This window comes from Cohnella baijiui, assembly GCF_020731285.1.
Taxonomy (GTDB): domain Bacteria; phylum Bacillota; class Bacilli; order Paenibacillales; family Paenibacillaceae; genus Cohnella.
Genome location: NZ_JAJFOW010000352.1, coordinates 1 through 235, shown reverse-complemented (window position 1 = coordinate 235; position 235 = coordinate 1). Strand labels below are relative to the sequence as shown.

Genomic DNA, 235 nt, shown 5'->3' with positions numbered 1-235 from the left:
AAACAGGGATAGCAGCTACATTTGATACGCCTAGAGAAATAGGCCAGCTTCGAACGATTGAAAAAGCTTCAAAAGGAAAAATTCATCGTAAGTTGATTCCGACAGTTGAGGAAGCGATGGAGTCTAAACAGAAAATGGCGTCAGAGAAGATGATTGAATTACTCAAAGAGGGGAATTATGGACCGTTTAAGCAAACGGCAAGCGAATTACTGGATGAATACGACTCTATTACGCT

The 235-nt window shown here is 40.9% G+C and carries 1 pseudogene; it reads left to right on the top strand.

Annotated elements, in window-relative coordinates:
- A pseudogene (locus LKX83_RS32930) lies at positions 1 to 235 on the top strand (DEAD/DEAH box helicase); the annotation flags it as partial.